This is a genomic window from Deinococcus sp. NW-56 (assembly GCF_002953415.1).
Classification (GTDB): domain Bacteria; phylum Deinococcota; class Deinococci; order Deinococcales; family Deinococcaceae; genus Deinococcus.
Genome location: NZ_CP026516.1, coordinates 1,138,541 through 1,164,616 on the forward strand (window position 1 = coordinate 1,138,541; position 26,076 = coordinate 1,164,616).

Consider the following 26,076-nt stretch of genomic DNA (forward strand, 5'->3'; position numbering starts at 1 on the left):
GTCAGCTCAAGGCCTGCATGTTGATCGACCGCGCCAGCCCCGTCAGTTTCATGTCGGTGGCCTTCTCCTCGTCCTCGGAGGTCTGGAGCAAGGAGGCGTCCTCGGTGCGGCCCAGCAGTTCGGCGTAGGTCCGCAGGGTGCCGTAGGCGGCGATCTCATAGTGCTCGGCCCGCTGGGCAGCGGCGATCAGGCCCGCGTCGCGCACGGCGGGATCGGCCTTTTTCTCCAGCATTTCCCGCGCCTCCGCGACAAGGCCTTGCATGGCCTTGCAGGTCACGCCGCCGGGCTGCCTCCCTATCCCCCCCAGAATCTGCTCCAGCCGCCCGATCTGCTGCTGCGTCTGCCCGGCGTGCAGCTCGAAGCCCTCCCGCAACTCCGGGCTGCCCGCCGCCTGCGCCATCTGCCGCAGCGCCTCCAGCAGTTGATGCTCGGCCGAGTACACGTCCTGAAGCTGCTCGGCGTAGAGGTCCTGAAGGTCGGTCATCTTCATGCTCAGGTTCTGTCCGGTCATGGGGCCATCTTCGCCCCGGCTCCGGCAGGAGGTGTGGGCCGGGCGTGAAGTTTCGTTCACTCCGTTTGGCCCGCTACACTCCCCCTCATGTCTTGGATCAAGCACCTGCGGGTCGGCGAGGCCGACGTCTACTCCCTCACCGACGGGCAGTTCCGTCTCGACGGCGGCGCGATGTTCGGCAGCGTGCCCAGGGTGCTGTGGGAGCGCGTTTCACCCGCCGACGACCTCAACCGCATCCGGTTGCGGATCAATCCGCTGCTGATTCGCCTGGGCGGGGAGAATATCCTCGTGGAGACGGGCTTCTGGGACCAGGGCGGCGAGAAGTTCGAGGGCATGTACGCCCTCGACCGCGACGAGACGGTCTTCCGGGGCCTGTCGGAAGTCGGCCTGACCCCGGACGACATCGGCCTCGTGATCAACACCCACCTGCACTTCGACCACGCCGGGCGCAACGTGACCCCGGCGGGCGAGCCGACCTTCCCTAATGCCCGCTACGTGGTGCAGCGCCAGGAACTCCACGACGCCACCCACACCCACGAACGCAGCCGCGCGAGCTATATTGCGGCCTACATCGAGCCGCTGCGCGACGCCGGGCTCTACGAGGTCGTGGACGGCGAGCACGAGCTGCGGCCTGGCCTGAGCGTGCTGCCGCTGCCAGGGCACAACCTCGGCCAGCAGGGGGTGGTGCTGCGCTCGCGCGGGGAGACGCTGGTGTATACGGCTGACCTCGTGCCCACGCTGGCGCACGTGCCCTACCCGTATGTCATGGGCTACGACCTCTACCCGGTGACCACGCTGGAGACGCGCAAGCGCTACTACGGCGAGTGGTTCGAGTCCGGCGCGGTCCTCTGCACCCCGCATGACCCCGACGTGGCCTTCGCCCGGCTGGAGGAGGGGAAGAAGGGGGGCTTCGTGGGGGTAGCGCTGAACGAATAAAACCCCCTCCGGGGTGGAGGGGGCTCAAGGAGTGGAGGGTCAGCGCAGGATGGAGAGGTAGCTCTGGCGGGTGCCGCTGCTGTCGTAGTCGGCGGTCAGGAAGGCGAGCCCGCCGCCGCCGAGCGTGACGCCCGCCGGAACCTCTCCAAGCTGGACACGGGTGGCCTTCCCCGTGCGGGCGTCGATGCGCAGGACGCTGGTGTAATCCGCCCCCCACAGCACGTCCGGGTTCTGGCGGTCGAAGCCGAACAGGCGGTCGACCCGCAGCTCATTGAAGGTGGTCAGGCTGCCGTCCGCATTCAGGCGCTTGAGGGCGCTGTGCTGGGCGAACCACACCGCCCCCGATTCGCTGATCGCCACGCTGCCGCCCTGATCGGAAACCTCAGCACCCAGCGGCGTCACGGTCCCTGTCTGGGTGTCGATCCGCAGGGCGGCGCTGGAATAGGTGGGCAGGTAGACCAGCGTCTTGCCGTCGCCGCTCGCCACGAGGCGGCCGCCCTGCTGGCCGTAGTCCCGCGTGTCGTCCACGACGGTGACCTCGGCGGCCCCGGTGCCGGGGGTCCAGCGGGCCAGCACGCTGCGGTAGCCCCCGATGCCCACCACGGTGCGCTGCACGAACCACACCCGGCCCTGCGCGTCGGCCACGCCCGCCGACAGTCCGGCCGGACGGGTCAGCGAGGTCGCCTCGCCCGCTGCCGTGAGTCGGACGACCTTGTCGTCGCTTCCCATCGCCAGCACGTCCCCGCCGGGCAGCGCGATCAGGCTGCCGACCGAGAAGGGCACCGTCACCTTGGCTCCGGCCTGGAGGCCCACGTAGCGGGTCAGCTCAGTGCGGACCCCCGAGGTCGCGGGGTCGAAGCCGCTTGCGCCCACCACCCAGACGCCGTCGCCGGAGGGAGCGAGCTGACCTGCCGGGCCGACCGCCGTGCGGGCCGGGCGCACCGTGAGCTGCACCGTGTCCGGCCCCTGGGGCGGGCCAGCCTGCGGCGACGAGACCCGCACGGTCGCCGTGCCGGGCGCCGCGTCCGCCGCCACCGTGAGCGGAATGGTGACCGTGGTGGTCGTGCCCGGCGTGACCTGCGCGGTGACCGGCTGGGCCGTCACGCCCGCCGGGAGGTCGCTGACCGTCACCGTCGCGGGGCCGCTGAAGCCCTCCACGCTGCTCACGTTGACTTTCAGCCCGGCGGTGGTGCCGGGAGAAAGGAACAGGCCGCTCGCCGCCTCGGTCCCCAGGGTCACGCTCACGCTGGGCGCGATGACCCGCAGGCTGGGCAGGGTGCCGCTCCCCACCACCCGGCCGCCCTGCTTCACGACCACTTCGAGGGGGCCGTTGTAGGCGGGGGCGTTCGCTGCCGCCGTGAAGGTCAGGCTGGTCTTCACCGCCTGCGTGGCGAGCCGGGCCAGGGCCGACTGCTCGCCCACGCCCTGTGCTCCCAGGCTCTGGGCACCGACCGCAGGCAGGGTGATCGTGGAGGGCGTGACGGTGACGCCGGGCACCTTCGTTTCCAGGGTGACCGCGCCGCTGATCCCGCCGACCTGCGTGAAGACCGCCTCGCGGCTCACGGCCTGCCCGGCCCGCAGGGCGATCTCGGAGAGGTCGTTGAAGTAAACATTCGCCTGCTGGTCGGCCTGCTCGAATGCCAGCGTGACGCGGGTGCCGGGAGCCACGCTGCGGACGCGGAGCGGCTGTCCTGCGGTGCCAGGTTCCTCGCTGATCGCGTTCCAGCCCTGGGTCAGCGTGAGGTCGAGGTCGAGCGTGGTAGTGCCGCAGGTGGCGGTGCCCCTGAAAGTCGCTCCCCGCGACGAGTACAGCCGGGCGACCTGCTGCCCGTCTGCCGTCCGCTCGGTCACCGTGCCCAGGGGGTCTCCGGAGCGGCTGAAGACGATCAGTTCCGCGAATTCCACGCCGACATTCGTCGCACTGCGGGTGCCCGTGAAGGTACAGCCTTCGAGCAGGATACTGAGCGCCGTCGGCGTGGGGAGCGCGCCATTCACCGCTCCCGCCGCCGTCACCGTGGCGGGTTGCAGGTCGAGCAGGTCATCCCCCTCGGAGAAGTAGGCCGCCACCTCCCCGGTCCCCATGGTCCACCCGCTCAGGGTGCCCTGCAGCCGGGCGAGGTCGAGCGCTGCGCCGGGCTGCGCGGCCGCGCCGTAGATCAGGGTGACCGTCTTGGAGCCGTCCAGCGTCACGGTCTGGGCAGCGGGGGTGAGATAGCCGTTCACTGCGCCGCCCTCCACCCGGAACACGTCCCCGGCCTTCAGGGTCAGAGTCTTACTGCCCGCCACCGGGCCGCTGAAGGCCTCGGCCTTGGTCGCGTCGTTGACGACGGTGACGGAAGCCTGCGGCACGCCCTCGACCTTGAGGGTCAGGGTGTAGGTGGTCGGCGATGGATCGGGCCGCTCCTTGCCGGGGCCGGGGCAGGCGGTGAGCAGGACGGTAAGACTGACAAGGGCAGCGGAGAGCGGAAGCTTCTTCATGAACGCTCAGGATTCTAAGGTGCCCCCGCTGTCTGTGCCTGACGGTTCGCTGACGCCCTCCGAGTTCATGAAGGTCCCGGCCCTCAGGTGCCCCCAGTGTGCTTCCCTGTTGCCTATGGGTGAAGCGAAACGACGCAAGGAACTGGGCCTGATGCCCGTCACCTTCCCGGTCGAGGTGCGGGCCGTGAATGGCGAGGTCACGCTGACGGGCGGTCCCGACGACCCCGCCGTGCGCGAGCGGCTGCTGGAGGGCCTGCGCTCGGCGCTGCCGGGTGGAGCGACCTGGGAGCGGGGCTACCGCCAGCTCCACCTGATGATGGACCGGGGCGCGGGGCCGGTCGCTACCCCCGAGGACCTCGCGGCGATCCCGGTGCCCCCGCAGCGGCGGCTGACGGGCGACCTCGTGCTGAATGCCCGCAGCACCCCGGAGGACGTGCTGCCGCTGGGGGAGGGGGCTTCCCTGCGGGTGCGGACCTCCGAGACCTCGCACGACGGCGAAACCTGGGAGCCGCTCTCGCTGCCGGACGACGGCATGGAGCACCTGCTGCGGCACCCGCTGGCCCGCGAGCGCGGCTCCTTGCTGGGCACCCTGACCGCCGAGCACTGGCGCGAGGGCCGCATCGACCTCGATGCCGAGCCGCCCGAGGCGCTGCTCGAATCGCTGGAGGAGGTGGTGCGCGAGTGGCACGGCGAGGGCGACGAATGGTGGGCGCGGCACCTCGACCTGCTGGAGACGGAGGGGGTCGAGGACGCGCCCCCACGGGCCTTCCGGGTGCGGCTCGACCTGCATGGGCTGCCGCTCCTGCCCTCGCCCGCCAATCAGCCCCACGCGGTGGTGGGCGGGGGCGAGGAGGCGCTCGCCGTCTACCTGACCCCGCTGGCCTACACCCTTGGCGGCGAGGACTGGCTCCCCTACAGCGACGTGGAGGAGGGGGCTCTGGAGTCTTCCAACTTCGGGGACCTGCTGACCCAGATGCTCGACGTGCAGACCGTGCCCGTCACCGTGTGGGCCGACGGGCGGGTGGAGTGGCCCGAGGGCGACGTGCCGGAGGAGCAGGCCGAGCGGGTCCGGGGTGACCTGCGCTCGGCGACCGGGGCGGGCGACCCGGCGGCGTGGGCCGAGTGGACCCGCACCCTCCTCGCGGAAACCTTCGTGGACGAGGCGCCGGGCCTCTCGGAGCGTGGGGACCTGCCCGCCGTGCAGGGTGTCCGGCTCGACCTGCCCACCGACAGCCTCACCGATCCCGACGACCCCGCGCAGTACTTCATCGAGTCGGAGGTGACCTTCGACGGCCAGACCTGGCGCGACCTTTACGCGGAGGAACTCCCGGAGGAGCTGCGGGAGGGCGGGGCGGGCGGCGCGGCGAACTGACCGCCCCTTCCCGGTGGCCGCGTCACATCTTCGGCGGGCGCGGCTTTCCGCTGTCCCAGGCGTGGCGGATGACCCGCACGACCAGCCACAGGCCGCCCAGCAGCAGCGCGAGCAGGAGAAGGGCGAGCAGCAGTTCAATGGGACCGATGCCAGGCATGGGGCAGCGTACCCCGTGCGGATTCGTCCGATTCCTGAACAGTCGGGAGGGCACCGACTGTTCATCCATCTCCCGAAATCCATGCTTTTTCCTTCTCCCTTCGGTCGGATTTCCGGGTGTTCAGGGCACCCTTCAATCGGAATCCGTATCACTCCTGCGCCCCTTCATCCGGTGGGTGCCGCACCGTGCTAGACCGGCCCATGCGCCGCCCGCCCCTCCGTGCCCTCGCCCTGGCCGGTGCCCTGCTGGGTCCGTCCGTCTGTTCGGCCGCCCTCGCCGCGCCGGACATCTTCGTCGCCTACCCCCCGCCGGGGCACCGGGTCGCCTCCGACCACGTGCTGCTGGAGGGCAGCGTTCCGCCGGGGGCAACCCTGCGGATCGGCGGCCGGGCGGCGGAGGTCGGGCCGGACGGCCTCTTCATCCTGTGGTGGCCGCTGCGGGTGGGCACCCAGGACCTGCGGCTGGTGAGCACCCTGCGCGGGCAGACGGGCACCCGCATCCTGCGGGTCACCCGGACGGTGCGGTCGGTGCTGCCCGCCACGCCGACCGCCATTGATGCGGCCAGCGTGCAGCCCGCGCACGACCACACCTTCTGGGACGCCGCCGGGGACAGCGAGGCCGAGCGCACCGTCCCGGTGGCCTTCCGGGGGTCGCCGGGGGGCCGGGCCAGCGTGCGGGTGGGGGAGGGTCCGGCCACGCCACTCCGCGAGGTCGCGCCGGGTGAGTACCGGGGCGGGTATGTCCTGCCGCCCACGCAGGCCCTGGCCGCCGCCCCGGTCACCGTCCACCTGACCGGGCGGGACGGGCGCACGGTGACGCGAACGGCAGCGGGCCGCCTTTCCAACCTGCCCGGCGCCGCCCCGCAACTCGCCGTGCAGCGCCCCGGCACCGTGCCTGGCCGTGCGCTGAACCCGGCCGACACGCTGCTCACCACCCCCTCGGGCGAGCCGCTGCTGTACCCCCGTGAGGGCATGACCTTCCGGGCGGTGGGCCGCGTCGGGCCTGACCTGCGGGTGCGCCTCGCGCCGGGACAGGGGGCGCTGGTGACGGCGGCGCAGGTGGAGGTGCGGCCCGGTGCCCCGGCACCCGTTCTCGCCGGGGCGCTGCGGGTGGAGGGTCTGGAGGGTGCGCCCACAACGGTCGTTCCGGCCCTGCCCCTCGCCGCCGCCCTCCCGGTGCTGCCTCCGGTCCCCGGACCGACCCCGCCCACGGGTGACCTGCGCCTTCGCCTGCCGCTGGGTGGGATACGGGTGCCCTTCACGCTGACGCAGGCGGAGCCGGGGCGCCTCGTGCTCACCGTATACGGGCTGGCGACGCTGCCCGCGCTTCCACCGTCCACCGCCGATCCTTTGCTGGCTGGCCTGGACGTGACCACGCCCGCGCCCGGCGTCTCCCGCCTGACCCTGAGCCTGAAGGCCGCGCAACTGTGGGGCTTCGCGGCGGGTTATGAGGAGGGCGACCTCGTGCTGAGCGTGCGCCGCCCGCCCCTGCTGGACCCAGCGCGGCCCCTCGCCGGGCGGGTGATCGTGCTGGACGCGGGGCACGGCGGCACCCAGAACGGGGGAGCGGGGGCGCTGCGGGTGCCCGAAAAAGACCTCGTGCTGCCGATCACCCTCCGCGCCGCCGAGCTGCTGCGGGCACAGGGGGCTGACGTGCGCCTCACGCGGGACGGGGACGTGACGCTGGGACTGTACGAGCGCGGCCTCTTTGCCGAACTGGAGGAGGCCGACCTCCTCGTCTCTGTCCACGCCAACGCCCTTCCCGACGGGCGCGACCCGCGCGGCATTCGTGGCCCGGAGGTCTTCTTCACCCACCCACAGGCGCAGGCCCCGGCCGCCGCGATTCTGGCGGCGCTGCGGCGCACGCTGCCCGACCTCGGCACGGGCGCGGGCCTCAAGCCGGGGGCCAACCTCGCCCTCACGCGGCCGAGCGGACAGCCCAGCCTGCTGGTCGAGACGGGTTACCTCACCGACCCCGGCAATCTGCGGCTGCTGATGTCCCCGGCAGGGCGGGAGCGGCTGGCGCAGGCCATCGCCTCGGGAATCGCGGATTTCTATGCGGCGCAGGCGGCGAGCGGGGTTCAGCCGCCCGTCACGCGGACCCGCTAGGGTCTCTCCATGACGCGTCTCCTGTCGCTCGGAGCCCTGCTCGCCCTCTCGCTGGGAGCCGCCCAGACGGCCACGCCGCCCGTGCCGGAGGACGTGCGGGGCACCCTCTTCGCCCCCCGCACGGCGGAGGGGCCGCTGCGCGTGAGCCTCACCCTGCGCTCGTCGCTCGCCTCCCCGGTGGAACTGGATGCGGGCCGAGACTCGCGCCAGAACTGCGTCTTTGGCCCTCTCGTGCGTGTGCTGCGGGTAGGCACCCGCGAGGTCGTCTCCCCCGCGCCAGGCAGCGAGCCCCGGCTGTGCGCCCAGGACCTCCGAATCTGGCGACTGGCTGCGGGCGGCGGGGTGACCCTCACGCGGAACCTCGACCTCCCGCCCGGCGAGTACATGGTGGAGGGCTGGTTTGCCGGGCGGCTCGGCGGCAAACGGGTCAGGGTGCCCGCCCAGCCCGTGCGGGTGACGGTGCGGGGGGAGTAGCCCTCAGCCCCCACCCAGCCGCGCCTCCAGCCACTGCGCGGTTTCCTCGGCGCCCATCTGCCGGGCGGCCTCCACCGCCGTGAAGCCGCCCGCATCGCGGCGGTGCGGGTCGGCCCCGTGGGCGAGAAGCTGCTCGATCATCTCCCCGCGCCCGAACATTGCCGCGAGCATCAGCGGGGTGCGGCCGTCCGGCCCGGCTCCGTCCACCTGCGCCCCGTGCGAGAGCAGCAACTCCAGCATCGCCCGGTCGCCCCGGAAGGCGGCGGCCCCCAGCGGCGTCTGGCTCCGGTCGTTGAAGAGTTCGGGGTCGGCGCCGTGTTCCAGCAGCAGCCGGGCCGCTTCATGGTGGCCGTGGTAGCTCGCCAGCATCAGCAGGCTGTCGCCGCGCTGGTTGAGCAGATTGGCGGGCAGGCCGCGCTCCAGCAGCGGCCGCAGCCGCTCGGCATCCCCGAATCGGACCAGTTCCAGCACGTCTTGCAAGAAGGCGAGGGTCTCGGCGTCGGGCACGGGGCGGGTGGGGTCGGACATGGGCGCAGTCTGACGCTTGGGGGCAGGGGTGGAAAGGGGATTCAGGTGGGGGTCACCCTGGCCCCCTACGCTGGGGCATGCTCCGTCGCCTCTGGCTGCCTGCCGCCCTCGCCCTGGGGCTGGCGTCCTCCGCTCAGGCCCAATCCGCGCCGGTCCTCCAGTTCCGGCTGGAACCGGAGACGTACCACGCCTACCAGAACGACCCGCCTCCACCCCTGGCCCTCACCCTGACGCTGCGCAATCCCAGCGCCCGGCCCATAACCGTGACCTGCCGGGCGGTGGGCGGCCCGGTGCTGAAACGGTTCACGGAGGTTCAGGACGGCGAATCGGTCCTGCGCGACGAAACGGTGGGTGAGCTGCGCCCGCAGGCCGGGGCGCCCCTCTGCCGCCGCGTGGGCGAGCGGCTGACCCTGGCGCCACGCACGAGCTACACCTACACGCGGGCGCTGGGGCCGCAGACGGTCGGGGCACAGGTCCACTACCGCAGCGGCTGGAACGTCAGCGCGGCGGCGGGGTCGGGATGGTTGCGAAGCGGGACGGTGACGGCGCTGGTGGTGCCGGGGAGTCGCCCCACGCCGACGCCGAACCCGCAGGCATATCAGGATGCGCTGGAGGCCAGCCGCGCCCGCTGGTACACCCGCAGCAGCCGGTCCTCCCGGCCGGACACGCGCCTCTCCTTCGGCCTCGCGGACGAACTCTCGCGGCAGGCGTTCCTGGCAGAACTGAACAAGCGTGGGCTGGACCCCAGCCGGGTAGAGATCGAGGTCGCACCGCCTGTGCGCTTCCCGGCGAAGCCGACCCCGGCCCAGACCGCTTCCGTGACGGTCACGCCCGCCGCGCAGGGCTACCGCTTCACGTTGAAGGTGACGAACCGGACGGGCCAGCCGCTAGAGGTGGCCCAGAGCTATTGCGAACCGCTCGCCATCGAGCGTGTGCCCGGCGGCCTGCGGATGTGGCAACTCGGCAACGGTCCCTGCCCGGCCGTCGCCGCAGGGTCCATCACCCTGCGGCCCGGCGAGTCCACCACCAGCGAGGCCCGCTGGGACGGCCAGGACAGCCTCGGCCGCCGCGTGCTGCCCGGTCAGTACCGTGTGCGGCTGGCGCTGGGGCAGTTCGTGGGCGAGACGGTCTTCACCGTGAAGTGAGCGCCCCCGCCGCTGTTAAACTTCCCTCTTATGGACCTCAAGGCACAACTCAAAGCCGCCGTCGAACGGGCCGCCGCCGACCTCGGCGCCCCGGTGGACGCGGCGATTCAGGAAACGCCCGCCAGCAAGCCCGGCGACTACGGCACCCCCGCCGCCTTTCAGATGGCAAAGGCCCTGGGGCAGAACCCGGCGCAGGTGGCCGCGCAACTGGCGCGGACGGTGCAGCTTCCGGCGGGCATCGCGCGGGTGGAGGCCGCTGGCCCCTTCCTGAACTTTTTCGTGGACGTGGGGGCCTTCGTCAAGGCCGTGGTCGAGACGCCCTTCGCCATGCCCGCCCGACCCGACAAGATCGTGGTCGAGCACACCTCGGTCAACCCGAACAAGGAACTCCACGTCGGGCACCTCCGCAACGTGGTGCTGGGCGACTCCATGGCCCGCATCTTCCGGGCAGCGGGGTCGCGGGTGGAGGTCCAGAACTACATCGACGACACCGGGCGGCAGGCGGCCGAGGCCCTCTTCGCGGTGTCCCACTACGGCCGCGAGTGGGACGGCCAGAAGAAGTACGACCACTGGCTCGGCGAGGGCTACGTGCGCCTCAACGCCGATCCGCAGAAGCCCGCGCTGGAAGAAGGCATCAGCGCCGTCATGCATCGCCTAGAGGCCGGAGAATTGCGGGGCGAGATCGAAGAGGTCGTCCGGGCGCACCTGGAAACCTGCTTCCGCCTAGGCGCCCGCTACGACCTGCTGAACTGGGAGTCGGACGTGGTGGGCAGCGGCTTTCTCTCGCAGGCGATGAACATTCTGGAGGTCAGCCGCTACACCTCGCGCCCAGCGGAGGGCAAGTACGCGGGCGCCTTCGTGATGGACGTGTCCGAGTTCATGCCGGGGCTGGAGGAACCCCAGGTGGTCCTGGTGCGCTCGGACGGCACCGCGATGTACGCCGCCAAGGACATCGGCTACCAGTTCTGGAAGTTCGGCCTCTTCGAGGGCATGAAATTCAAGCCCTTCACCACCGACCCCGAGGGCAACACCGTCTGGACGAGTGCGCCGGACGGCGATCCCGACACCGAGCGGCGTTTCGGGCACGCCGACGAGGTCATCAACGTGATCGACTCGCGCCAGGACCACCCGCAGACGGTGGTGCGTTCGGCCCTGGGCGTGGCGGGCGAGACCCAGAAAAAGGAGCGGTCCATCCACCTCTCCTACGCCTTCGTCACCCTGGAAGGCCAGACCATCTCCGGACGCAAGGGCATCGCGGTCAGCGCCGACGACGCGATGGACGAGGCCGAGCGGCGGGCGTTGGCGGTCCTGGCCCAGATCAACCCCGACCTCGCCGCCCGCGAGGATGCCCGTGAGATCGCCCGGCGCATCGGCATCGGCGCGATTCGCTTCGCCATGCTCAAGGCCGAGCCGACCCGCATCCTCGACTTCCGCTGGGAGCAGGCGCTCGCGCTTCAGGGCGACACCGCGCCCTATGTCCAGTACGCCGCCGTCCGCGCCGCCAACATCCTCCGCAAGGCGCAGGAGGCCGGGTACGCGGTGGACGGCACCGGGGCCGACTGGGAGGCACTCCCCGACGTGGACCTCACCCTCGCCAAGCAGGTCGCCCGCCTGCCCGAAGTCGTGGCCCAGAGCGTCCGCATCCACTCGCCTCACGTGGTCGCCCAGTACGCGCTGGACCTTGCTACCGCCTTCAACGCCTGGTACAACGCCAAGGACAAGGCTGGAAAACCCGCCACCAACGTCCTGCAAAGCCCCGAGGGGCTGCGCGAGGCCCGGCTGGCACTGGTGGGCCGGTTGCGCCGCGCCTTCGAGGAGACGCTGGACCTGATCGGGATCGAGGTTCCGGCGGCGATGTAACCGCCGAAAAGGGGAGAGGGCCTGGGAGACATTGCCCCAGGCCCTCTCCTTTTGCCTGCAGCCTCAGCGCCGCAAGGCCTGTTCCGTCGCCTGCGCCTCCAGCCGCCCGAAAAAGGCGGCGAGCTGCCCGGCCACCTTGGGCGAGAAGCGGTTGGCGCCGAGGTGCGGGCCGCTGAGCTGCACGAACTGGCTCGGGCCGGGGGCCGCGCGGTTTCTCAGGCGCACCGCGTTGGTCGTCATCGGCACCACGTCGTCGTCGGGGCTGGCGACAAGGAAGAGGGGGAGCCGGGGAGCCTGCTCGGCCAGGCTCAGGGGGTTGAGGTCGGGGGCGGGCTCGCCACCTTGAAGGCCGTAGGCGTGCCCGATTTCCGCCCGGCGGGTCAGCGCGGTGCCCCAGGCGTTCCGCAGGTCGGCCCAGCCGTCGATCAGGGCCACCCCACCCACCGGGTAGGGGCTGCCCGGCAGGGCGCTGCGCAGCGCGAGCAGTCCGCCCATGCTCAGGCCCAGCGCGTAGGTGCGCCCGTTCCAGGCGAAGTGCGACCCCGCCTCCTGGCGCAGGCTGGCGACCTGCGCGAGCGCGGCGGGGCTGCCCCAGGTGCTCTCGCCGCCGTCGTCGCTGAGCAGCACGGCCAGCGGTACGTCCAGCAGGGCCTCGACCAGCACGCTGACCTGGGGGCTGTCCAGCAGCCGTTCGGCGCTCTGGCCGCGCGGATGCGACACGACCACCAGCGCACACTCCTGGCGGTAGCACGCGGGCGGCACCCGCAGGAAGGAGGGGCCGCTGACCCGCTCCAGCCGCACAGTGTCGGGCTTTTTGGGGAGGGGCAGTGGAGGGACGGCAGCGGTGGCCGCCGCGCCCGTCACGGCGAGGGCGGCGGCCAGGGTCGTCAGCAGGGAAAGGGCGAGGCGGTGCATGGGCCGGGGCACTCTACCGCCCCGGCCATGACCCTGTCCTGACGTGCCCGCTGAGCACCCTCTCATGGGGCGGGAGGGTCGGGTGTCAGCGCCCGAAGATAAACAGCCCCAGCCGCTTGCCCAGCAGCAGGCGCCCGATCACCATCGGGACCAGCAGCGCGATCAGGAAGTACAGGGTCGCCGTCAGCGCGAGGGCGAGGGGGCCGCCGTCGGGAATCCCCACCCCGTACTCCAGAAATTGCAGCAGCGCGGGGTGAATCAGGTAGATGGGCAGGCTGACGGTGCCCAGCGTGGCGATGGCCCGCCGCAGCGTCCCCCCGCCCTCCGGCCCCCGCCGCTGCCAGGCGTAGGCCGCGCCCAGCAGCGTCAACGCCACCAGGATGGAATAGCTCCAGTTCAGCGCGTTGTAATGCAGCGGCACGGTGGGCTCACCCTTCAGGTTGCCCACGGCGGTGGGGAGGTACAGCGCAAAGACCACCGCCAGCGCCCCCAGCAGCAGCGGCAGGCGCTGGCGCCACCACGCCGGGAACTCGTCCAGCCGCGCTCCCACCCCGATCCCGGTCAGGACAGGCAGCAGGTACCACAGCACCGTGCTCGCCGGAAACTGGAGGGTCAGCACCTCGCGGTTGAGGAAGTACACCCCGAGTTGGACGGCCAGTCCCAGTCCCAGCATCAGCCCGATGGGGGGGCGGCGCCGGGCCAGGGGCAGCAGCAGCGGCAGCAGCAGGTAGACCTCCAGCGCCACCAGCAGGAAATACAGGTGGAAGCTCGCCTTGCCGTACAGCAGCCAGAAGCTCCAGCGCTCCGGGTCCGCGAGCTGCTCGGGCGGACGCTGGGTCGTGATCACGTACCACACGGCATACAGGGCGCTCCACAGCAGGTAGGGCCACGCCCCCCGCGTGACCCGCCGGGTGAAGTACCGCCCCAGGTCGAACTTCTTGAGCAGGCTGCGGGTCAGCACCACCGCCGAGAGAAAGACGAAGGCGGGCACCGCGAAGTGCAGGGTCCGGTTGAGGATCAGCAGCAGCTCGTACGCGAGCGACCCCGCCTCGGCGTGCCGCAGCGCCATGCCGCTGGTGTGGTGCGCCACGACCTCCATGATGGTCAGCCCCCGGAAGGTGTCCACCGCCGTGAGGCGCGGGGCGGCCGTGGCCCCCTGCTCCAGGGGCGCGGCAGGCGAGGTGGCCGGGACAGGCGTGGCGGGAGCAGGCTCGGACATCCGTTGCCACTCTACCCGCCCCGTGCATGAGGGGCGTCCATCCAAAGGCGGGGGCGGCTCATGGGTAGGGAAGACAGCCTAGCCTCGCCCCCGCACCTCGTACCCGGCCGCCCGCAGCAGGTCGGCTGCCCGCGCCACGTCGGCGGCACTTTCCAATCCCAACCGCAGTGCCCCGCCCTCCTCGCGGATAGCGAGCACCTCGATGTCCTTGATGTTCACGCCCGCGGCCCCCAGCGCCTGCGTCACTGCCCCGATCTGGTTGGGCCGGTCGGGCATGGCGACCACGAGGTCGTGCCGGGGCGGCAGCAGGCTGCGCCGCACCACCGGCAGGCTGTCGCGCGTGCGCTTGCCCTCGGCGGCGGCGGCGAGGAGGTCGCCGGGCCGCTCCAGATCGGCCTCCAGCCGCTCCAGCCCCCGGCGGAAACGGGCCAGGGCTTCGCGCAGGGCCTCCCGGTTCTCCACCACCATGTCGCGGCTCATCCGGGGGTCCCCACTCGCCACCCGCGTGAGGTCGCGAAAACCCCCCGCCGCGAGCAGGCTCAGCCGCTCGTCCCGCGCCACGAGGTGCGTCAGCGCGAGGCTCACGAGATAGGGGAGGTGGCTCACGGTCGCCACCAGGCTGTCGTGCGCCTCGGGCGGCATGACCACCGGGGCGGCCCCCAGCCCCTCCACGAGTTGCCGGGCGCGGCTGAGCGCCGTCAGCGAGGTGTGCTCGGTGGGCGTGAGGACCCACACCGCGTTTTCCAGCAGCGCCGCCCGCGCGTGCGTGACCCCGCCGCGCTCGCTGCCCGCCATCGGATGCCCCGGCACGAAGCCCCGTACCCCCAGCGCGTCGAGTTCGGCGGCGATGCCGGTCTTGACACTGCCCACATCGGTCACCAGCGCGTCCGGCGACAGAAAGGGGGCCAGCTCGCGGGCCAGCGGCCCCAGCGCCCCCATCGGCGCAGCGAGGACCACGAGGTCGCAGCCGCGCAGCCACTCGCCCGGCGTCGCCTGAACCTCGTCCACCACGCCGAGCGCCTCGGCCTCGCGCAGCACGTCCATGCTGGCGTCGTAGCCGACAACCCGCCGCGCCAGCAGCCGCTCGCGCAGCCCCAGCGCCACGCTGCCCCCGATCAGGCCCACGCCCGCGATGGCCGCACGCTCGAAAGGAACCGGGGAGGACGTGAGAGAGGCGGAATCGGCCATGCGGGTCACCGTAGCATGGGTCCCGGACGGGCGCTCTGGCTTGCAGCTCACCGGAGGCCCGGACTGTCGCGGTGTGTGACGCTCCTGTGATACCGGCTCGGCTATAAATGCCCTCGCGCCTATGACCGTTTCTTCATCCTCTGTACCTCAAGACTGCCCGGCCGCTGCCCCAGAGTTGATGCCCACCTTCCAGCCCTCCCGCACCCCGGCGTCCCGCCGCACCCGGCCACCGTCGTTTCTGGAAGCGATGGGACTGGAGGCCACGTACCTCCTCGGGAGGTTGGTGGAGGGGGTGCAGATGGTCGGAAGCTGCACTCGTGGCGCCCTTCACGACATGGCCCGGCCCCTGACCCGAGTACTGCTGCTGGCCCTGCCAGCCCTGCTCGCCACCCTGTGGCTGCCTGCCGAGACTGGGCAAGCCCTGCGCCTCGGCCTGCTGCTGACCGCGCTGGTCGTGCTGGCAGGGCAATTCCTGGTCAATGTGATCCGGCGCTGGAAATTTCGCGCCTACAGCTATTACCGCCGCTGACCCCCGTCTGGCCGGGACGACCTGGAACTGTGGACCGCCGCTCTCCAAACGGGAAGCGGCAGCCCTCATTGGTCGCCTCGGCTCTCCTCCACTCGGACGATCTGAGGAGTGAACCCTGTTGCCTACCCCCGGCGTTTGCGGCGGCGGTAGGTCAGCAGGTCGGCATACATCCGGGTGCGGGCACGCGCCCCCTTCCAGAAACCGCGCTTGGTTTCCTTGAGCACCTGCCGCACCTGCCCCAGCTCCACGTAGCCCCAGCGGGCGCCCGTCTCGCGCAGCCAGTCGGTGATGGGCGGCTCGGGCCAGCGTTCCTCGCCCAGCCGGGGCACCGAGAGCAGCCAGTCGCGGCGGCAGGCCCGCTGCCCGCTGAGGTTGGGGGTCAGGCGGTTCCCCCAGTCGCTCGCGAAACTGCCGCCTCCCTCGAACACCCCGATCGCCATGTCGAGGTCGCCCGCCAGCACGGGCGCCAGAAGCTGCTCCAGATGCTCCCGCGTCAGCCCCATCAGGTCGGCGTCCAGCATGACCACGAACTCGGCTTGGGTGGCCTCCAGCGCCGCCTTGAGCGCCGGACCCTTGCCCCGGTTCTCGCGCAGCGCCACCACCCGCGCCCCCGCCGCCCGCGCGACGTCGGCGGTGCGGTCGGCGCTGCCGTCGCTCGCCACGACGACCTCCGGGGTGAGTTCCAGCGCGGTCCGCACCACGGTCGCCACGGTTTCTTCCTCGTTGTACGCCGGAATCACGACGGCCACACGGGGAACGGGGGAGGGAACGGGCGACGACATCAGGCCGCATGGTACTTCACCCCCGGCCAGCAGACGAAAACCCCTCTCTGCGGGGGAGAGGGGCCAGGAGTGAGGGGGGCGGCTCAGCCCTTGCGGTGCGTCAGCATCTCGTGGCGGTGGACCACCTTGGCGCGGGGGCGACCCTGCTGCTCACCCTGGGCGAGTTCGTGGGCGTCGAGCACCTGCCAGTCGTGGTAGGTGTACACGTCCACGCCCTTGCCCCGCAGCAGGGCGTCCACGGCCTCGCGGCCGGGCTGGGCGGCGGCGGGGAGCGCCCCGGCCCCCGCGTCCGCGAGGAGCCCAGCGACCGTGTCCACCGCGTCTTTCTTGTTCGTGCCGATCACGCCGCTGGGACCGCGCTTGATCCACCCGGCGGTGTATTCACCGGGGCGGCCCTCCACCCGGCCCTCCACGTTGGGAATCACGCCCCGGCGCTCGTCGAAGGGCACGCCGGGCAACGCGACCCCCTTGTACCCCACCGAACGCAACACCATCTGCACGGGGAGCACCTCGTACTCGCCGGTGCCCACCGCGCCCCCCGACTCGTCCAGCACGTTGCGCTCGACCTTCAGGCCGCCCACGTGCCCGGTGCCGTCGTCCAGAATCTCGACGGGCGAGACCAGAAAACGCAGGTGGATGCGCCGCTCCTTTCCTTCCGGCGTGCGAACGGCGAAGTCGCGCAGCACCTCCAGATTTTTCTTCACGGTGTTGTCGGTGATCAGCGCCTCGGTCGCCTCGTCCACCTGCACCTCGGCGGGCTTGACGATGGGGTCGGCGGCGTTCAACTCGCCGAACTCGCGCAACTCCTTGGTCGTGAACTTGGCCTGCGCCGCGCCCCGGCGACCCAGCACCCACACGTCGCGGACGTGGCTGCGCTCCAGCACCGTCAGCGCGTGCTCGGCGATGTCCGACCCGCGCAGTTCCTCCACCGTCTTGACCAGGATGCGGCTCACGTCCAGCGCCACATTGCCCACACCCACGACCGCCACGCCCTGGGCATTCAGCACCAGCTCGCGGGCCGCCGCGTCGGGGTGGCCGTTGTACCAGGCGACGAACTCGGTCGCGCTCATGGACCCTTGCAGGTCCTCGCCGGGAATCCCCAGGCGGCGGTCGGCACTCGCGCCGACCGTGTACACCAGGGCGTCGTACAGGCTCCGCGCCTCCTCGTGCGTGAGGTCAGTGCCGAACTCCACGTTCCCCAGAAAGCGCACGCGCGGGTCGGAGAGCACCTTCTCGAAGGCCCTGGTCACGCTCTTGATCGTCAGGTGGTCGGGGGCCACCCCGTAGCGCACCAGCCCGTAGGGGGTGGGCAGGCGGTCGAACACGTCGACCTCCACCGGCAGGGCCGTCTGCTTGGTCAGCGCCTCGGCCGCGTAGATGCCGCTGGGACCGCTGCCGATCACGGCCACCCGCAGGGGGCGGCCCAGGGAGGGGGTAAAGGTCTGCTCGCTCATCGGTGCCGAGTGTAGCGGGGGCAGCCGGGCCGGAGCGTGCGGGCATTCCCTTGAGCGGGACGGAAGCGGCCCTACAGCAAAAACGCCACCCGGCGTGAACCGGATGGCGCTGGGAAGGGGTGGGGCGTTACGCAGCGGCGATGGTCGCCAGCGCCCGCTCGTCCCTCAGGGTGATCTTGCCGTACCCGGCGCTGATCACGCCCTCGCGGCTGAGTTCGCCCACCACCTTGGTGACGGTCTCGCGCACGGAGCCGACGGCGGCGGCGAGTTCGTCGTGGGTGGCGTAGATCATCGTCTCGCCGGAGTCGAGCTGGGTCGCCAGGGCGGTGTCCTTCAGCTCCAGCAGCTCGCCCGCGATGCGCGCCCGCAGGCGCTTGCCCACCAGGCGGTAGATGCTCTCGTAGGCCCGCTCCAGCGTCTTGACGAGGTGGGTGGTCACGACGAGGTTGTCTTCCGCGCTCATCAGGGCGGGGTTGATCACGTCCACGGTGGAGTCGGTCACGGCCTCCGCGAAGTAGGCGCGGTTCACGCCTGCCAGCGCTTCCTCGCCGAAGTACTCGCCGGGCTTGACGTAGCGCAGGGTCAGGCCGTTGCCGTCGTCGTCCATGGTGTGGACGCGCACCAGGCCGCTTGCCACGCGGTAGAGCATGTCGCTCTTGCCGGGGTAGAGGATCACGGCGCCGGGCCGGTAGGTGACAGTGTCCACGAAGGTCTTGGTCAGGGAGGTGGTGTGCGTCTGCGTCATTTGGGTCGCCTCCTGGCGGTGAAGTTGATCGGTCGCCGGACCATCCCGGCATGGATCACAGTGTAACCCAAGGTCACGTTTTTGTAAACAGTTTTGTTTCTTTAATCAGGCTTTAGGTCACAGATCATTCAAGTTGCCCCAAGCCCGTGGAATGTGCCCAGCACGATGTTTCTCCATATCGTCACAGGTGGATCAGGCTCACTCGGTCCTCATCCTGCAAGGCATCACGGAAAGAAAAACCCGGCCTCCAGAGAAGCCGGGTCGGGGTGCTGGGGAAGGCTTAGAGCGCGTCCTCCCGGCGGATGGGGAAGGCATCGATCACGCGGTCGCCGGAGCCGAGGTTGATCACCTTGACGCCCTGCGCGTTGCGGCCGGTCACGCGAACCTCTTCCACGCGGGTGCGGATCACGGTGCCCTTCTCGGTCAGGACCATCAGCTCCTCGTTGCCCGCCACATGGGTCAGGGCGACGAGTTTGCCGGTCTTGTCGGTCACGTCGAGGGTGATCACGCCCAGGCCGCCGCGCCCCTTGCTGGGATACTCGCCCACCGGGGTGCGCTTGCCCAGGCCGCACTCGCTGATTGCCAGCAGTTCGCTGCCCTCGTCGCCGCCGGGGACCAGCGCCATGCTGACCACCTCGTCGCCCTCGCGCAGCCGGATGCCGATCACGCCCTGGGTCGCCCGGCCGGTGTCGCGCACCTCGGTCGCCGCGAAGCGCATCGCCTGCCCGTCACGGGTGGCGAGCACCACGTGGTCACCGTCGCGCTGGATGCCCACGCCGATCAGCTCGTCGCCGGGCTGGAGGTTGATGGCGATGAGTCCCGCCGAGGTGATGTTGCCGTACTCGGTGATCAGGGTCTTTTTCAGCATCCCGCGCTTGGTGGCAAAGACGAAGCTGCCGGGTTCGCTGAAGCCTCCCACGCTCAGCACCGACGCGATGTTCTCGTCGTCGCGCAGGGCGGGGAAGAGGTTGCGGATATGGGTGCCCTTGGCGTCGCGGCCCGCTTCCGGCAGGTCGTAGATCTTCTCGTGGAAGACCCGGCCCTGATCGGTGAAGAACAGCATGTAGTCGTGGGTGGAGCCCACAAAGACACCCGTGTTCACGTCCTCCTCGCGCAGCTTGCCGCCCGAGGCCCCGCGCCCGCCGCGCCCCTGCGCCCGGTAGGCGGTCAGGTTGGTGCGCTTGAGGTACCCCGCCCGCGTCATGGTGATCACCATGTCCTCGACGGCGATCAGGTCCTCCTTGGAGATGTCGTCTTCGAGGTCGGTGATCGCGCTGCGCCGCTCGTCACCGTAGCGGTCGCGGATGTCGCGGATTTCCTTCTTGATCTCGCGCCACAGCAGCCGCTCCTCGCCCAGGATGGACCGCAGGCGGGCAATGGTCTTTTGCAGCTCGTCGTACTCGGCCATCAGCTTCTCGCGCTCCAGGCCCACGAGGCGCTGAAGGCGCATGTCCAGGATCGCCTGCGCCTGAATCTCGGTCAGGTCGAAGCGGCTCATCAGGGTGTCCCGCGCCTCGGCCGCCGTGTTGCTGGCCCGGATGCGCTCGATGACCTCGTCGATGTGGTCGAGGGCCTTGACCAGCCCCTCCAGCACGTGGGCGCGTTCCTCGGCCTTTTTCAGCTCGTAGGCGGTGCGCTTGGTGACCACGTCGCGGCGGTGGTCGAGGAAGGCCCGCATGGTGTCGATCAGCGGCAGCACGCGCGGCTCGCCGTTCACGATGCTGAGGTTCATCACCGTGAAGGTCGACTGGAGCTGGGTGTACTTGTAGAGCTGGTTCAGGACCAGCGTGGGAATCGCGCCGCGCTTGAGTTCCACGACGATCCGCACGGGTTCCTTGCGGTCGGACTCGTCACGCAGGGCCGAGATGTCGGGAATCTTGCCCGCCTTGTACATCGCCGAGATGGTCTGGATCAGGTTGGTCTTGTTGACCTGATATGGAATCTCGGAGATCACAATCTGCGCCCGGCCGTTCTTCTCGTCGATGCGGGCCTTGCCGCGCACCTTCAGGCCCGAGTGCCCCGTCGCGTAGGCCTCACGGATACCCTGCCGGGAGATGCGCCCCCCGGTGGGAAAATCCGGCCCCTGCACGTGGGTCAGCATCTCGTCGAGGGTGATCGCGGGGTTGTCGATCAGGGCCAGCAGCCCGTTGCTGATCTCGGTGAGGTTGTGCGGCGGGATGTTCGTCGCCATTCCCACCGCGATGCCCGCCGCCCCGTTGATCAGCAGGTTGGGCACCGCCGACGGGAGCACCGAGGGTTCCACGGTGGTCTCGTCGTAGTTGGGCTTCATGTAGACCGTCTCTTTTTCGAGGTCGGCCAGCACTTCCTCGGCGAGCTTGGTCATGCGGGCTTCGGTGTACCGCATCGCGGCGGGCGGGTCGCCGTCGATGGAGCCGAAGTTGCCCTGGGGGTCGACCAGGGTGTAACGCATGTTCCACCACTGGCCCAGCCGTACCATCGCGTCGTAGATGGACGAGTCGCCGTGGGGGTGGTACTTCTTCATGACCTCGCCCACCACGGCCGCCGACTTGGCGTGCTTCTGGTTGGCGGCGAGGCCCTCTTGCAGCATGGCGTACATGATCCGGCGCTGCACCGGCTTCATGCCGTCGCGGACATCGGGCAGCGCCCGGTCCACGATCACGTTCATCGCGTAGTTGATGAAATTGGTCTTGACTTCCGCGGTGATGTCAACGGGATGGATTCCAGTCATGAGACTCCAGTCGGGCGGGCGGCAGGTCAGGGGAACTGGCCCGCCGCCGCGTGAGAGGAAGGGAGGCCCGGCGTCCTTGCCGGGGATGAAGCGAGTCTACCACATTCTGCCCTGAACGTAATCGACTCCCCCCCTTTGCACCCCGCATTCTACCGCATGGAGACGGAAAAACCACGCGGCCGGAGCCGGGAGTGGACGCCAGAGGGAGCTGGGAGAAAGGTGCGAGCCGCCCGCCCTCCACCCTTGTGAGAATTTTGCGTGGAATCGCCGCCTATGATCGGGGCGATGCTGTCACATCTCACACAACTGGTCGCGGACGTGGACGGAGCCTGGGCGGCGGCCATCGGCGGGCTGGACGGGCTGCTGGTGGAGGGCCACGCGGCGGCGAACACCGACCTTAACCTGCTGGTGGCCGAGCACGCGGGGCTGATGCGGGCGTCGGGCGCGGCCTACGGCGACACCCTGAACGGCGGTAACGTGCGCGAGCTGTATCTGCGCGGCGAGCGCCTGAGCGTCTACCTGCACCCCATCACCTCCGCTTTCTTCCTGCTGCTGGCGCTGGACGCCCGCAGCAACCTCGGGCAGGCCCGGCTGTACGGCCGCGCCGCCGCCCACCGTCTGGAGGCCCTGCTGTGAGCGCCCGTTTTGATGCCCTGCGGCCCCTGCCCGGCGTGGTGGCGGCCGCCCTGGTCGGCCCCGACGGGCTGCCCATCGAACTGCTGGGCGAGGGTGGCGACGGTCTGGCCGCCGAACTTGCGGCCCTGCGCGTCAGCCTCGACCGGGTGTGCCGCCGCCTCGGGGCGGGGGAAGTGACCCGGCTGGCCTTTACCAGCGAGCGCGTGGAGGTGGTCGCGGTCACCAGCGGCGACTTCATCCTGGGCGTGGCCCAGACGCGCGGCACCGACACCCGCGCCGCGCAGCAGCTTCTCGCCCGGCTGGCCCTGGAGCTGACCGATCTGCCCCGGCCGGAGTTCGCATGATCTCCGAACTGCTGGAGGTGCGCGGCGTCCGGCACGTCGCCCTGCTGGACGCGGCGGGCAAGGTCGTCACCAGCGCGGGCGCGGGGGCCGACATCAGCGTGGTGCCGCCCGCCCGCGCCGTCGTGGGCAGCCTCAAGGCCGCGCTGGGCGCGGGCGAGTGGCAGGACCTGCTCCTCGACTTCGGGGACGGCCCGGTCCTGCTGACCCCCCACGGCGCCGGGGTCTTGCTGACCGCCTTCGACGAGGTCGCCAGCCTGGGCCGGGTGCGCTTCGCGGTGGGGCGGCTGCTGGGGTAGGGCGGGGGAGCCGCCTGCCGGGGGGTTACACGCCCGGCGCCACCGCCTCCGGCTCCTCTACCCCCTCGCATCCCGGCACCCCATCGAACAGCCCCCGCAGCGGGTAGCGGGCAATCGGCGTGCGCGTGCCGCCGATGCTGAAGCCCTCGGTGCCCAGCATCCGGGTTTCGAGCGCCTCCCGTTCCTCGGGGGTCATGCGGCCCAGCAGGCTCTCCGCGCCCGTCTGGGTGCCGTGGGCGGCGAGGGCCGCTTTCTTGTTGTCCGCGTAGGCGGCCACGTTCATCCGGACCGCCACCGTGTCTGCGGACACCCCATAGACCAGCGGGTCGAGGTCCTGGCCCATCCGGGCGATTCCGGCCGCCGCCTCGTGGGTCATGGCGGTGTAGTACAGCCGCTGCGGCCCGCCGCCGGGCAGGTGCCCGGTGCTGAAAAAGGCGGCGGCGGTCGCCCGGTGAATCTGAAGGTGGTCGACGTGCCCGTAGCCGCCATGCGGGTCGAAGGTGACGATGACCTGCGGCTGCACCTCCTCGATGAGCGCCCGCAGCTTGACCTCCACGTCGAGCGGGTTCACGTTCATCAGCGCGAGGGGATCGTCATAGCGGGTGCGCTCGTAGCGGCCGGAGTCGTGATAGTCGAGAAAAACCGGCTCCCCGATCTCCAGCGCCCGGCACGCCTCGCGCAACTCCTGCTCGCGCTGCTGCCCGAGGTCGTCCACGGTCATGCCCGGCACCGTGATCTTGCCCGCCTCGCCTCGCGTGGCGCAGGCCAGGACCACCCGCACCCCCCGGCGGGCGTAGTGGGTCAGCGTGCCGCCGACGCTGAAGGCCTCGTCGTCGGGGTGGGCGAACACGGCGAGCAGGGTGGGCTGGGGGGCAGCAGTCATGGGCGGCAGTGTACGGCGGGGCGGGAACGTCAGACACGTGTGAAGCGTACGGATGGGGATGCGAGCCGCCCTGCGCAGCCTCTGGACCGTCCTGCGGGAACTGTTCCTGGGGGCTACCGGTCAACCCCGGCCCGGAGCGAGCACGGCGGACCGGGCACGCTTCGCCGCGAAGGTGGAACGGGTGCGTGGCGCCGCGCCCTCCAGCCCCCTGACTGCCCTGCGAACCCTGCTGAGGGAGGCTGCCTTCAGCCTGATCGGTCAGCCCTCGCCCGACGCGTCGCGCAGGCGCAGGCCCCGCCGGTAGAAGTCCCAGAACTCGTCCGGCCACGTCCCGTACAGGCGGCGGCGGTTGGCGAGGTCGGCGGCCTCCAGCGCCGTTCCCAGCGCCCGGTAAAAGCGGCTGCCCTGCTCCTGCATGGCCCGCGCGGTCCAGTAGACCTCGGCGTTCAGGAGGGTAGAGAGGCGGTCCTCGGTCGGGTAATCGGGCATGGAGCCAATCTAGGGTCAGGTCTGCATTCTGTCCCCGGCGTACTCCGGTATCATCGGCCCCGATGACGGCGGCGCCGACCACCACCGACCAGCAGGCCCTGGACATCCTCAAGCGCGTCTGGGGCTACGACGCCTTCCGGGGCGTGCAGGCCGACATCGTGCGGACGGTGGCGGGCGGGGGCCACGCGCTCGTGCTGATGCCCACGGGCGGCGGCAAGAGCCTGTGCTACCAGGTGCCCTCGCTGCTGCGGCCCGGCGTCGGCATCGTCGTCTCGCCCTTGATCGCGCTGATGAAGGACCAGGTGGACACCCTGCGGCAGCTCGGGGTGCGGGCCGCCTTCCTGAACTCGACCCTCAGCCCGGAGGGGGTGCGGGAGGTGGAGGCGGCGCTGCTCGCGGACGAGTTGGACCTGCTGTACGTTGCGCCCGAACGTCTCCTGCTGCCGCGCACGCTGGACCTCCTCGAACGCGCCCCGGTGGCCCTGTTCGCCATTGACGAGGCGCACTGTGTCTCGCAATGGGGGCACGACTTCCGGCCCGAATACGGGCAACTGGGCGTGTTGCCGGAACGCTTCCCCCAGATTCCCCGCCTCGCGCTGACCGCCACCGCCGACGACCGCACGCGGGCCGACATCCTGCGGGTGCTGGGGCTGCACGGGGCGCCGCAGTTCATCTCGTCCTTCGACCGCCCCAACATCCAGTACCGGGTCGCGGCGAAGGAGGGGCCGAAGTCGCAACTTCTCGACTTCATCCGCAGCGAACATCCGGGCGACGCGGGCATCGTGTACTGCCTGAGCCGCAAGTCGGTGGAGGAGACGGCGAAGTGGCTTCAGGCGCAGGGGGTGGACGCCGTGCCCTACCACGCGGGGCTCTCGCCGCGCGAGCGCAACACGGCGCAGGAACGCTTCCTGAACGAGGAAGGCCTGATCGTGGTGGCGACCGTCGCCTTTGGCATGGGCATCGACAAGCCCAACGTGCGCTTCGTGGCCCACCTCGACCTGCCCAAGAGTCTGGAGGGCTACTACCAGGAGACGGGCCGCGCCGGGCGCGACGGGCTGCCCAGCACCGCCTGGATGGTCTACGGGCTGGCCGACGTGGTCAACGTGCGGCGGATGCTGGCGCAAAGTGCCGCGCCCGAGGACGTGCGCCGGGTGGAGGCCGCCAAGCTCGACGCCCTGCTGACCTACTGCGAGGCCGCGACCTGCCGCCGACAGGTGCTGCTGTCGTACTTCGGGGAGACGCTGCCGGAGCCGTGCGGCAACTGTGACGTGTGCCTCGCCCCCCCGCGCGTGCGCGACGCCACGCGGGAAGCGCAGATGGCGCTCTCGGCGGCGATCCGCACCGGCAACCGCTTCGGGGCTGCCCACCTCACCGACGTGCTGCTGGGCCGCGACACCGAGAAAGTGCGGGCGATGGCGCACCATACGCTGCCCACCTTCGGCGTGGGGCGGGCGCACGACGAGAAGACGTGGCGGGGGCTGCTGCGTCAGCTCGTCAGCCTGGGTTACCTCGCGGCGGGCGACCACCACGGACTGAGCGCGACGGCGAAAGCGCGGCCCCTCCTGCGCGGCGAGGAGACGCTGCACCTGCGCGAGGACACCCTGGCGCCCCGCCCGGCCCGTGACCGCTCCGCCCGGCCCGGCCGCGCCCCGGTGGACGCGCAGGACCGCCCGCTCTTTGAAGCGTTGCGGGCCTGGCGGCTCCAGAAGGCCCGCGAGCAGGGCGTGCCCCCCTACGTGATCTTCACCGACGCGACCCTGAAGACCATCGCCGAACTGCGCCCCGGCAGCCTGCACACCCTGGGGACGGTGAGCGGCGTGGGTCAGCGCAAGCTCGCGGAGTACGGGGAGGAGGTGCTGGGGGTGGTGCGGGGGCAGTCGAGCAGCCAGCGGCCAGCTTCCAGCCGCCAGCCCACGGAAGCCGAGCGGGGGGCGGCCGGGAATGCGGCGGTGCTGGGCTTGCTGCGCGGCAGTCCTCCGTCATCGGCTCCCAGCGCTCCGCCCGTCCGCCCCCGCCCGGAAGCCCCGGCCTCCTCACGCCCCGACGCGCTGTTTCCGCACGCCACGGGCGACACGCCACACGCCCCCCATAACCCCGAGGTCGCCGAGGCCCTGCGCGAACTGCGCCGCGAACTTGCCCGCGAGACGGGGCACAGCGCCTTCGTGATCTTCCCGAATGCCACCTTGGACGCCCTCGCGGCCCGGCAACCGCGCACGCTGGCCGAGTTGGAAGGGGTGCCGGGGCTGGGGCCGAAGCGGATAGAGGCTTACGGGGAGCGGATCGTGGACGCGGTGCTGACGGCGCTGGACGGGTAGCG

At 71.0% G+C, this 26,076-nt stretch carries 24 protein-coding genes; 11 read left to right on the forward strand and 13 right to left on the reverse strand.

Annotated features, from left to right (window positions below; translation table 11 throughout):
• Nucleotide 1: 1 nt before the first annotated feature.
• Entirely contained in the window at nt 2-511 is a 510-nt protein-coding gene (locus C3K08_RS05765; RefSeq protein WP_104990441.1) for a ferritin-like domain-containing protein, read from the reverse strand.
• 87 nt (nt 512-598) lie between these two features.
• On the opposite strand from C3K08_RS05765, the gene C3K08_RS05770 reads away from it, so the two are divergent.
• Entirely contained in the window at nt 599-1,447 is an 849-nt protein-coding gene (locus C3K08_RS05770) for an MBL fold metallo-hydrolase (RefSeq protein WP_199777002.1), read from the forward strand.
• Between the two features lie 39 nt (nt 1,448-1,486).
• Here C3K08_RS05770 and C3K08_RS05775 read toward each other — a convergent pair whose 3' ends face one another.
• Nucleotides 1,487-3,925 (reverse strand): hypothetical protein, encoded by a 2,439-nt coding sequence (locus tag C3K08_RS05775; protein WP_104990442.1) that lies wholly within the window; start codon nt 3,923-3,925, stop codon nt 1,487-1,489.
• 115 nt (nt 3,926-4,040) lie between these two features.
• Between C3K08_RS05775 and C3K08_RS05780 the strand changes: the two genes are divergently transcribed.
• Nucleotides 4,041-5,297: a hypothetical protein gene (locus C3K08_RS05780; protein WP_234009188.1), complete on the forward strand. Its 1,257-nt coding sequence runs from the start codon at nt 4,041-4,043 to the stop codon at nt 5,295-5,297.
• A 22-nt stretch (nt 5,298-5,319) separates the two neighbouring features.
• On the opposite strand, the gene C3K08_RS18725 is transcribed toward C3K08_RS05780, so the two are convergent.
• Nucleotides 5,320-5,454 (reverse strand): hypothetical protein, encoded by a 135-nt coding sequence (locus tag C3K08_RS18725; RefSeq protein WP_255411731.1) that lies wholly within the window; start codon nt 5,452-5,454, stop codon nt 5,320-5,322.
• Nucleotides 5,455-5,654: 200 nt separating this feature from the next.
• Here C3K08_RS18725 and C3K08_RS05785 point away from each other — a divergent pair, with 200 nt between their 5' ends.
• Both C3K08_RS05785 and C3K08_RS05790 read left to right on the forward strand, forming a co-directional pair.
• A complete protein-coding gene (locus C3K08_RS05785) occupies nt 5,655-7,562 on the forward strand; it encodes an N-acetylmuramoyl-L-alanine amidase (RefSeq protein ID WP_104990443.1) in 1,908 nt (635 codons plus the stop codon).
• Nucleotides 7,563-7,571: 9 nt separating this feature from the next.
• The gene (locus C3K08_RS05790) at nt 7,572-8,036 is read left to right on the forward strand and encodes a hypothetical protein (protein WP_234009189.1); all 465 of its coding nucleotides are present in this window, start codon (nt 7,572-7,574) and stop codon (nt 8,034-8,036) included.
• 3 nt (nt 8,037-8,039) lie between these two features.
• On the opposite strand, the gene C3K08_RS05795 is transcribed toward C3K08_RS05790, so the two are convergent.
• Entirely contained in the window at nt 8,040-8,564 is a 525-nt protein-coding gene (locus C3K08_RS05795) for an ankyrin repeat domain-containing protein (RefSeq protein ID WP_104990444.1), read from the reverse strand.
• Between the two features lie 77 nt (nt 8,565-8,641).
• Between C3K08_RS05795 and C3K08_RS05800 the strand changes: the two genes are divergently transcribed.
• A complete protein-coding gene (locus C3K08_RS05800; protein ID WP_104990445.1) occupies nt 8,642-9,709 on the forward strand; it encodes a hypothetical protein in 1,068 nt (355 codons plus the stop codon).
• Nucleotides 9,710-9,739: 30 nt separating this feature from the next.
• Nucleotides 9,740-11,569: an arginine--tRNA ligase gene (locus C3K08_RS05805; protein ID WP_104990446.1), complete on the forward strand. Its 1,830-nt coding sequence runs from the start codon at nt 9,740-9,742 to the stop codon at nt 11,567-11,569.
• 63 nt (nt 11,570-11,632) lie between these two features.
• Here C3K08_RS05805 and C3K08_RS05810 read toward each other — a convergent pair whose 3' ends face one another.
• The 3 genes from C3K08_RS05810 to C3K08_RS05820 all read right to left on the reverse strand — a co-directional run bounded on the left by C3K08_RS05810 (nt 11,633) and on the right by C3K08_RS05820 (nt 14,891).
• Entirely contained in the window at nt 11,633-12,484 is an 852-nt protein-coding gene (locus C3K08_RS05810; RefSeq protein WP_104990447.1) for a S9 family peptidase, read from the reverse strand.
• 85 nt (nt 12,485-12,569) lie between these two features.
• Nucleotides 12,570-13,703 carry an acyltransferase gene (locus tag C3K08_RS05815; protein WP_104990448.1) on the reverse strand — a complete coding sequence of 378 codons (1,134 nt, stop codon included), beginning with the start codon at nt 13,701-13,703 and terminating at the stop codon, nt 12,570-12,572.
• 78 nt (nt 13,704-13,781) lie between these two features.
• Nucleotides 13,782-14,891 (reverse strand): prephenate dehydrogenase, encoded by a 1,110-nt coding sequence (locus tag C3K08_RS05820; protein WP_104990449.1) that lies wholly within the window; start codon nt 14,889-14,891, stop codon nt 13,782-13,784.
• A gap of 178 nt (nt 14,892-15,069) precedes the next feature.
• On the opposite strand from C3K08_RS05820, the gene C3K08_RS05825 reads away from it, so the two are divergent.
• Nucleotides 15,070-15,420 carry a hypothetical protein gene (locus C3K08_RS05825; protein ID WP_104990450.1) on the forward strand — a complete coding sequence of 117 codons (351 nt, stop codon included), beginning with the start codon at nt 15,070-15,072 and terminating at the stop codon, nt 15,418-15,420.
• A gap of 122 nt (nt 15,421-15,542) precedes the next feature.
• Here the strand turns inward: C3K08_RS05825 and C3K08_RS05830 are convergent, their stop codons facing one another.
• From C3K08_RS05830 to gyrA, 4 genes are all read right to left on the reverse strand, one after another.
• Nucleotides 15,543-16,202, reverse strand: coding sequence for a glycosyltransferase family 2 protein (locus tag C3K08_RS05830; RefSeq protein WP_104990451.1), 660 nt, complete (start codon nt 16,200-16,202; stop codon nt 15,543-15,545).
• An 83-nt stretch (nt 16,203-16,285) separates the two neighbouring features.
• Nucleotides 16,286-17,656, reverse strand: a complete 1,371-nt coding sequence (locus tag C3K08_RS05835; RefSeq protein WP_104990452.1) for an FAD-dependent oxidoreductase — start codon at nt 17,654-17,656, stop codon at nt 16,286-16,288.
• Nucleotides 17,657-17,783: 127 nt separating this feature from the next.
• Nucleotides 17,784-18,401: a helix-turn-helix domain-containing protein gene (locus C3K08_RS05840; protein WP_104990453.1), complete on the reverse strand. Its 618-nt coding sequence runs from the start codon at nt 18,399-18,401 to the stop codon at nt 17,784-17,786.
• Between the two features lie 280 nt (nt 18,402-18,681).
• The gene (gene gyrA, locus C3K08_RS05845) at nt 18,682-21,111 is read right to left on the reverse strand and encodes a DNA gyrase subunit A (RefSeq protein ID WP_104990454.1); all 2,430 of its coding nucleotides are present in this window, start codon (nt 21,109-21,111) and stop codon (nt 18,682-18,684) included.
• 285 nt (nt 21,112-21,396) lie between these two features.
• On the opposite strand from gyrA, the gene C3K08_RS05850 reads away from it, so the two are divergent.
• From C3K08_RS05850 to C3K08_RS05860, 3 genes are read left to right on the forward strand one after another with little or no spacing between them, the layout of a single operon-like run.
• Nucleotides 21,397-21,747: a roadblock/LC7 domain-containing protein gene (locus C3K08_RS05850; RefSeq protein WP_104991941.1), complete on the forward strand. Its 351-nt coding sequence runs from the start codon at nt 21,397-21,399 to the stop codon at nt 21,745-21,747.
• Nucleotides 21,744-22,091 (forward strand): roadblock/LC7 domain-containing protein, encoded by a 348-nt coding sequence (locus C3K08_RS05855; protein WP_104990455.1) that lies wholly within the window; start codon nt 21,744-21,746, stop codon nt 22,089-22,091. Before C3K08_RS05850 ends, C3K08_RS05855 begins: the two co-directional genes overlap by 4 nt.
• The gene (locus C3K08_RS05860; RefSeq protein ID WP_104990456.1) at nt 22,088-22,387 is read left to right on the forward strand and encodes a roadblock/LC7 domain-containing protein; all 300 of its coding nucleotides are present in this window, start codon (nt 22,088-22,090) and stop codon (nt 22,385-22,387) included. Before C3K08_RS05855 ends, C3K08_RS05860 begins: the two co-directional genes overlap by 4 nt.
• Before the next feature lie 25 nt (nt 22,388-22,412).
• Here the strand turns inward: C3K08_RS05860 and C3K08_RS05865 are convergent, their stop codons facing one another.
• On the reverse strand, nt 22,413-23,270 hold the full coding sequence (locus tag C3K08_RS05865) for a PIG-L deacetylase family protein (protein ID WP_104990457.1): 858 nt from the start codon (nt 23,268-23,270) through the stop codon (nt 22,413-22,415).
• 258 nt (nt 23,271-23,528) lie between these two features.
• On the reverse strand, nt 23,529-23,759 hold the full coding sequence (locus tag C3K08_RS05875; RefSeq protein WP_104990459.1) for a hypothetical protein: 231 nt from the start codon (nt 23,757-23,759) through the stop codon (nt 23,529-23,531).
• Between the two features lie 62 nt (nt 23,760-23,821).
• Here C3K08_RS05875 and recQ point away from each other — a divergent pair, with 62 nt between their 5' ends.
• The gene (gene recQ / locus C3K08_RS05880; protein WP_104990460.1) at nt 23,822-26,074 is read left to right on the forward strand and encodes a DNA helicase RecQ; all 2,253 of its coding nucleotides are present in this window, start codon (nt 23,822-23,824) and stop codon (nt 26,072-26,074) included.
• Nucleotides 26,075-26,076: the final 2 nt, after the last annotated feature.

Bases quoted from the DNA above. Each gene is read 5' to 3' on its own strand.
- C3K08_RS05765 (WP_104990441.1), bottom strand. From the start codon at position 511: ATGACCGGACAGAACCTGAGCATGAAGATGACCGACCTTCAGGACCTC.
- C3K08_RS05770 (WP_199777002.1), top strand. From the start codon at position 599: ATGTCTTGGATCAAGCACCTGCGGGTCGGCGAGGCCGACGTCTACTCC.
- C3K08_RS05775 (WP_104990442.1), bottom strand. From the start codon at position 3,925: ATGAAGAAGCTTCCGCTCTCCGCTGCCCTTGTCAGTCTTACCGTCCTG.
- C3K08_RS05780 (WP_234009188.1), top strand. From the start codon at position 4,041: ATGGGTGAAGCGAAACGACGCAAGGAACTGGGCCTGATGCCCGTCACC.
- C3K08_RS18725 (WP_255411731.1), bottom strand. From the start codon at position 5,454: ATGCCTGGCATCGGTCCCATTGAACTGCTGCTCGCCCTTCTCCTGCTC.
- C3K08_RS05785 (WP_104990443.1), top strand. From the start codon at position 5,655: ATGCGCCGCCCGCCCCTCCGTGCCCTCGCCCTGGCCGGTGCCCTGCTG.
- C3K08_RS05790 (WP_234009189.1), top strand. From the start codon at position 7,572: ATGACGCGTCTCCTGTCGCTCGGAGCCCTGCTCGCCCTCTCGCTGGGA.
- C3K08_RS05795 (WP_104990444.1), bottom strand. From the start codon at position 8,564: ATGTCCGACCCCACCCGCCCCGTGCCCGACGCCGAGACCCTCGCCTTC.
- C3K08_RS05800 (WP_104990445.1), top strand. From the start codon at position 8,642: ATGCTCCGTCGCCTCTGGCTGCCTGCCGCCCTCGCCCTGGGGCTGGCG.
- C3K08_RS05805 (WP_104990446.1), top strand. From the start codon at position 9,740: ATGGACCTCAAGGCACAACTCAAAGCCGCCGTCGAACGGGCCGCCGCC.
- C3K08_RS05810 (WP_104990447.1), bottom strand. From the start codon at position 12,484: ATGCACCGCCTCGCCCTTTCCCTGCTGACGACCCTGGCCGCCGCCCTC.
- C3K08_RS05815 (WP_104990448.1), bottom strand. From the start codon at position 13,703: ATGTCCGAGCCTGCTCCCGCCACGCCTGTCCCGGCCACCTCGCCTGCC.
- C3K08_RS05820 (WP_104990449.1), bottom strand. From the start codon at position 14,891: ATGGCCGATTCCGCCTCTCTCACGTCCTCCCCGGTTCCTTTCGAGCGT.
- C3K08_RS05825 (WP_104990450.1), top strand. From the start codon at position 15,070: ATGCCCACCTTCCAGCCCTCCCGCACCCCGGCGTCCCGCCGCACCCGG.
- C3K08_RS05830 (WP_104990451.1), bottom strand. From the start codon at position 16,202: ATGTCGTCGCCCGTTCCCTCCCCCGTTCCCCGTGTGGCCGTCGTGATT.
- C3K08_RS05835 (WP_104990452.1), bottom strand. From the start codon at position 17,656: ATGAGCGAGCAGACCTTTACCCCCTCCCTGGGCCGCCCCCTGCGGGTG.
- C3K08_RS05840 (WP_104990453.1), bottom strand. From the start codon at position 18,401: ATGACGCAGACGCACACCACCTCCCTGACCAAGACCTTCGTGGACACT.
- gyrA (WP_104990454.1), bottom strand. From the start codon at position 21,111: ATGACTGGAATCCATCCCGTTGACATCACCGCGGAAGTCAAGACCAAT.
- C3K08_RS05850 (WP_104991941.1), top strand. From the start codon at position 21,397: ATGCTGTCACATCTCACACAACTGGTCGCGGACGTGGACGGAGCCTGG.
- C3K08_RS05860 (WP_104990456.1), top strand. From the start codon at position 22,088: ATGATCTCCGAACTGCTGGAGGTGCGCGGCGTCCGGCACGTCGCCCTG.
- C3K08_RS05865 (WP_104990457.1), bottom strand. From the start codon at position 23,270: ATGACTGCTGCCCCCCAGCCCACCCTGCTCGCCGTGTTCGCCCACCCC.
- C3K08_RS05875 (WP_104990459.1), bottom strand. From the start codon at position 23,759: ATGCCCGATTACCCGACCGAGGACCGCCTCTCTACCCTCCTGAACGCC.
- recQ (WP_104990460.1), top strand. From the start codon at position 23,822: ATGACGGCGGCGCCGACCACCACCGACCAGCAGGCCCTGGACATCCTC.